This is a genomic window from Plantactinospora alkalitolerans (assembly GCF_015690345.1).
Lineage (GTDB): Bacteria > Actinomycetota > Actinomycetes > Mycobacteriales > Micromonosporaceae > Plantactinospora > Plantactinospora alkalitolerans.
The window spans coordinates 1-5040 of sequence record NZ_JADPUN010000391.1 but is presented as its reverse complement, the minus strand read 5'-3'; the positions used below and the strand labels follow the sequence as shown (position 1 = coordinate 5040).

Sequence of the window (5040 nt, the reverse complement as noted above, 5' to 3'; positions counted from 1 at the left end):
GGGTGGTGGGCGGAGTCGTCGGCGGCCGGGTGGTCGGGCCGGTGGTCGGCGGGTTCGTTCCGCCGTAGACGGTCGCCTCCCGGGACGTCTGCCGGATCCCGTTCGCACCGTTGAAGATCCGCTGACCCCAGGAGGTCAACTGGTTCACGTCGAAGTTCGTCACCATGTCGAGGTACTCGACGCCACCGCCGTTGCCGCTCCACGACCAGCCGATGTAGCCGATCCCGTTGGCCTGGGCGTACGACATGATGGTGTCCTCGTCCGGGTTGCCGTCCGAGTGGTTGTGCCCGAACTCGCCCACCACGATCGGCAGGTTGGCACTGCGGAACCGGCCGAGGTAGTCGGTGATCTCGGCGGCGGTGTCGAAGACGCCGTACATGTGGATCGAGAAGACGGTGTTCCGGTCCGGGTCGGCGTTGAACACCGACTGGGCGTTGTCCCGCATGACGAAGCGCCAGTCCTGGCCCCACATCGGCGCGTCGACCATGATCGTGTGATCGAATCCGGCGTTACGCAGCCGGGTGATCGCGTTACGGGTGTGGGTCGGCCAGTTGGCGCTGGTGGCCTCGTTGTTGCCGAACGGCTCGTTGCCGATGTTCAGGATGACGTAGTTCTCCTGGCCGGCCAGGGCGCTCTGGATGCTGATCCAGTAGCTGACCGCCTGGTCGAGCGTGATCGCCGCGCCCTCTTCGCCGTAGCCGGTGGTGTCGTGCACCTCCAGTACGCAGATCAGCCGGTTCGCCCTGCACAGCGAGATCACGTTGGACACGTCACTGGCGCTGTTCTGGGTCCACCGCGCGCCGCTGCTGAGCACCACCCGTACGGTGTTCGCGCCCAGTGACTTGATGTTGGCGAATGAACCGGTTTGGCTGGCGTACCAGGTGTGCGCGTGGCTGACGCCGCGCATGATGAACTGGTTGCCGTTCGCGTCGAGCAGCCGCCCGCCGCTGACCGTGAAACCCGCCGCCGCCTGAGCCGGCTGGGCCACGACGACAAGCGAGACGACCACGGCAACGACGAGCGCTAGCAGGGCTGATGCGGCGGCACAGATTCGTTTTCTCATGACCTACCTCGGGGGGAACCCCATGACGGGGGGAACGTGAGGAATTGGTAACTGCAGCCCGGCAGTTACCACCCGACTCCCTGCGGCGGCACGGATCAGGGTAGGCCGATGGGACGACTAACGCAACCGGTTAAGTAGCCCTCCACCAGCATCGGTGGAGGGCTACTCAGCTCGATTCACCAGGACGTCGGCTTGCCCGGGGTGTAGAGCCAGGTCTGGAAGAAGCCGTCGAGTTGCCGCTTGGAAACCTTCTCGGCGAGCCGGACCAGGTCGGCGGTGCTGGCCGTGCCGTTCCGGTTCGCGGAGTACCAGGTACGGAGCAGCGTGAAGAAGGCCCGGTCCCCGATCTTCGTACGGAGTGCGTGCAGCGTCATCGCGCCCTTGGTGTAGACCGAGCCGGCGAAGAGGTTCGTGGCTCCCGGATCGCCGGGCGGCGGGTTCCAGAAGCCGGCCGTCGCCGGACGGGCGTACGCCGTGTCGAACTGCTGCTGCGCGGTGGGCCCGCCGGTGTGCTCCTCCCACAGCCACTCGGCGTAGCTGGCGAAGCCCTCGTTGAGCCAGATGTCCTGCCAGCGCGCCGGGCTGACGCTGTTGCCGTACCACTGGTGGGCCAGCTCGTGCGCCACCGTGCCCTCGCTGGGCGGGCCGGAGTAGATCGGCCGGGTCTGGGTCTCCAGGGCGTACCCGGCATCGGAGTCGTCGTCGACGATCGCGCCGTACGAGGTGAACGGATAGCGGCCGAACAGGTCGGCGAAGAAGGAGATCATCTCCCTGGTCCGGGCCAGCCCGTCGGCGGCGTCCGGTCCCAGGTCGCGGTCGACGGCGTCGATGATCGGCAGGCCGTGCGGGCCGGTCGAGCGCCGCAGGTCGTAGTCGCCGACCGAGGCGGTGGAGAGGTAGCTGGCCATCGGGTCCCGGGCCCGCCAGACGAAGGTGGTCCAGCCCTTGCTGGTCCGCTGGTCGAGGAGTTCACCATTGGCGACGGCCGTCTTGCCCGCCGGCACCGTGATCCGGAAGTCGTAACCGGCCTTGTCGGTGGGATGGTCGTTGACCGGGTACCAGGTGGAGGCGCCGTCCGGCTCGTTCGCGACGAAGGAGCCGTCCGGGGTGGAGACCCACCCGTAGAGGGCACCCTCGGCGTCGGTCGGCCGCCCGGTGGTGCCGTCGTACCGGACCACCACCGTGAACCGTTCACCCCGGGCCAGCCCCCGCGCCGGCGACACCCGCAACTCCTGGCCGTCCCGGTCGTAGCGGGCCGAGCGGCCGTCGAGGGTCACCGATCGCACCTCGAAGCCACGCAGGTCCAGGTTGAACCGGGACAGCCGCTCGGTGGCTCGGGCGTCGATCGTGGCCACTCCGACGAAGGCGCGGCTGGACGGTTCGTAGCGGATGTCGAGTCCGTAGTGGAGCACGTCGTACCCGCCGTTGCCGGCCGCCGGGAAGTAGTTGTCGCCGGCACCCGGCGCACCCGGTCCGCCGCCGGCACCGCCGTGGCCGGAGCCCCGGCCGGTCGCGGCGGCGGGGGTGGCACCGAGCGAGAGCGTGACCGTCGCCGCCACGACCACGGCACCGACACGTCGAGAGATCACCATGGTCAGACACGTTAATACGGCTGTTCACCCGGGGGAAGGCGCACCGGCGGGCGGCGCCCGGGCGGCCGGCGGAACCGCCCTCCCGGGCGCCGTCATCCCCACCACAAGGATGACGCACCGGTGATCCTTAACCGGTTAAGAGCGAAGCTACTCCGACGGCCGGAAGACAGTCAAGGACATCACTGCCTCATTCGCCGGGATTCGTCGCGACCGAACCGGGTAGAGAAGCAGGATCGCCGATGGCAGAGGAGGTCGACATGGTCGGAGTGGGCTACACGCTGATGTGCGAGCAGACCGGACCGAAGGAGCTCGTCGAGCAGGCCGTCCGGGCCGAGCAGGCCGGATTCGACTACCTCGTCATCTCCGACCACTACTACCCCTGGCTGGACTCCCAGGGCCACTCCCCGTACGCCTGGTCGGTGCTCGGCGCGGTCGCCCACGCCACCTCCCGGATCAAGCTGATGACCTACGTCACCTGCCCGATCCGGCGCTACCACCCGGCGGTGGTGGCGCAGAAGGCGGCGACGATCGGAGTGCTCTCCGACGGCCGGTTCACCCTCTCGCTCGGCGCCGGAGAGAACCTGAACGAGCACGTGGTCGGCGCGTGGCCACACGTGCACCAGCGGCACGAGATGCTCGAGGAGGCGTTGCAGATCATCCGGCCGCTGCTCGACGGCGACAACCTGTCGTACTCCGGCAACCACTTCGAGGTTCCCGAGGCGTACCTCTGGGACCGACCGGAGACACCGGTCCCGATCGCCCTCGCGGCCTCCGGGCCGCACTCCGTCGCCCTCGTCACCGAGTACGCCGACGCGCTGGTCTGCGACAACCCCGACGCGGCCGTGGTCCGGATGTACGACGAGGCCGGCGGCAGCGGCAAGCCGCGTTACGGCCAGGCGGCGATCTGCTACGGGCCGGACGAGGCCGCCTGCCGCAAGACGGTGCACGACCAGTGGCGGTGGGCGGCGCTGAACTGGACCGTCAAGGCGGAACTGCCCGGTCCCGAGTCCTTCGTCAGCGCCAGCGACCACATCCGGCCCGAGGACATCGCACAGCTCGTGCCGTGCGGACCGGACCTGGAGGCACACGTCTCGGCCTTCCAGAAGTACGTCGACGCGGGCTTCACCGACGTGGCGTTCGTCCAGGTCGGAGTCGAGGGCCAGCCGATGTTCCTGGACTGGGCGCAGAACGAGCTGCTGCCCCGGCTCCGGGAACTCTGACCGGCATGCGGTTCGGCCGGGTCGAGGTCCGCCCGCTCGGCGGCGGGCTCGGCTGCCTGCTGATGATCCTGATCTCGATCCTCGGATCGATCGCGCTCACCGTCCTGGTCAACCTGGTGCTGAACTGAGCGGACCTCACACCGTCGACCGCCGCCCGGCCTGCTGGGCGATCCTCCCGGGTCGTCGGGTCTGGTGTCCCTGGCTCGACTCCGATGGTTGGGCCAGGCTCGGCCTCGGCGGCCGTACGGCGGCCACGGCGAGGCGGAGACGCGTATGCGGTACAGAATCCTGGGTCCCCTGACGATCGAGGCTGCCGGTGTCCCACTCCGGATCCGGAGCGGGCGGGTCTCGGCCCTGCTCGCCACCCTGCTCCTGGAAGCCAACCGAACGGTGCCGACCGAGCGGCTGATCGAGGCGGTGTGGGACTGGCACGCCCCGCCGACGGCCCGCGCCCAACTGACCATCGTGGTATCGCAGCTCCGCCGGCTGCTCGTCCGGGCCGGCGCACCACCGACGGCGGTGGTCACCGAGACCGCCGGCTACCGGCTTGCCGCGTCGGCCGACGAGATCGACTCGCTGCTGTTCGAACAACGGGTCGGTGAGGCGGAGCGGGCCGCAGCGGCCGGAGCCTTCCCCGACGCGGCCACGAAGCTCCGGGCCGCGCTCGACCTCTGGCGCGGGCCGGCGCTGGCCGGGCTGGACGGCCAACTGGTCCAGAACGCGGTCACCCTGCTCAACGAGCGGCGCGCGGCCGTACAGTTCCGCCGCATCGAACTGGACTTCACCCTCGGACGGCACGAATCACTGGTCACCGAGTTGCTCGGGCTCGTTCCCACCGACCCGTTCAACGAGCGGCTCCACACGGACCTGATCATCGCGCTCTACCGGTCCGGTCGGGTGACCCATGCCCTTGACGTCTTCGGCGAGTTCCGCCGGCGGTTGGCCGACGGGTTCGGCATCGAGCCGGGTCCGCGACTCGCGACGCTGCATCGTCAGATCCTCAACCGGGATCCGGTACTCGATCCGCCGCGCTGGACGGCCGCGCCGACAGCACCGGAGCCGGCCGGTCGAAACGAGCCGGACCGGCCGGGCCGCCGCCCCGGCGGGCCACCGGGACACCGCCGCGCCGGTGGGCTCCCCGGCCGCCTGGCTCTTATACACATCT

The 5040-nt window shown here is 69.5% G+C and carries 5 protein-coding genes; 3 read left to right on the top strand and 2 right to left on the bottom strand.

Translation table 11 applies throughout. From position 1 onward, the window contains the following. Together I0C86_RS38810 and I0C86_RS38805 are read right to left on the bottom strand one after the other, a co-directional pair. A partial coding sequence (locus tag I0C86_RS38810; RefSeq protein ID WP_196206300.1) for a glycoside hydrolase family 5 protein occupies positions 1–1063 on the bottom strand: 1063 nt, incomplete at its 3' end. A 176-nt stretch (positions 1064–1239) separates the two neighbouring features. Next, positions 1240–2655 carry a M1 family metallopeptidase gene (locus I0C86_RS38805; protein ID WP_196206299.1) on the bottom strand — a complete coding sequence of 472 codons (1416 nt, stop codon included), beginning with the start codon at positions 2653–2655 and terminating at the stop codon, positions 1240–1242. 257 nt (positions 2656–2912) lie between these two features. Here I0C86_RS38805 and I0C86_RS38800 point away from each other — a divergent pair, with 257 nt between their 5' ends. The 3 genes from I0C86_RS38800 to I0C86_RS38795 form a co-directional block, all read left to right on the top strand. Continuing rightward, positions 2913–3875 (top strand): TIGR03557 family F420-dependent LLM class oxidoreductase, encoded by a 963-nt coding sequence (locus tag I0C86_RS38800; protein ID WP_196206301.1) that lies wholly within the window; start codon positions 2913–2915, stop codon positions 3873–3875. Between the two features lie 5 nt (positions 3876–3880). Then, complete coding sequence (locus I0C86_RS44680) at positions 3881–4003, top strand: hypothetical protein (RefSeq protein WP_255527944.1); 123 nt, start codon at positions 3881–3883, stop codon at positions 4001–4003. A gap of 145 nt (positions 4004–4148) precedes the next feature. Then, on the top strand, positions 4149–5040 hold an 892-nt coding region (locus tag I0C86_RS38795), incomplete at its 3' end, for an AfsR/SARP family transcriptional regulator (protein WP_196206298.1).

Excerpts from the sequence above, each read along its gene's own strand:
- I0C86_RS38805 (WP_196206299.1), bottom strand. The coding sequence starts at position 2,655 with ATGGTGATCTCTCGACGTGTCGGTGCCGTGGTCGTGGCGGCGACGGTC.
- I0C86_RS38800 (WP_196206301.1), top strand. The coding sequence starts at position 2,913 with ATGGTCGGAGTGGGCTACACGCTGATGTGCGAGCAGACCGGACCGAAG.
- I0C86_RS44680 (WP_255527944.1), top strand. The coding sequence starts at position 3,881 with ATGCGGTTCGGCCGGGTCGAGGTCCGCCCGCTCGGCGGCGGGCTCGGC.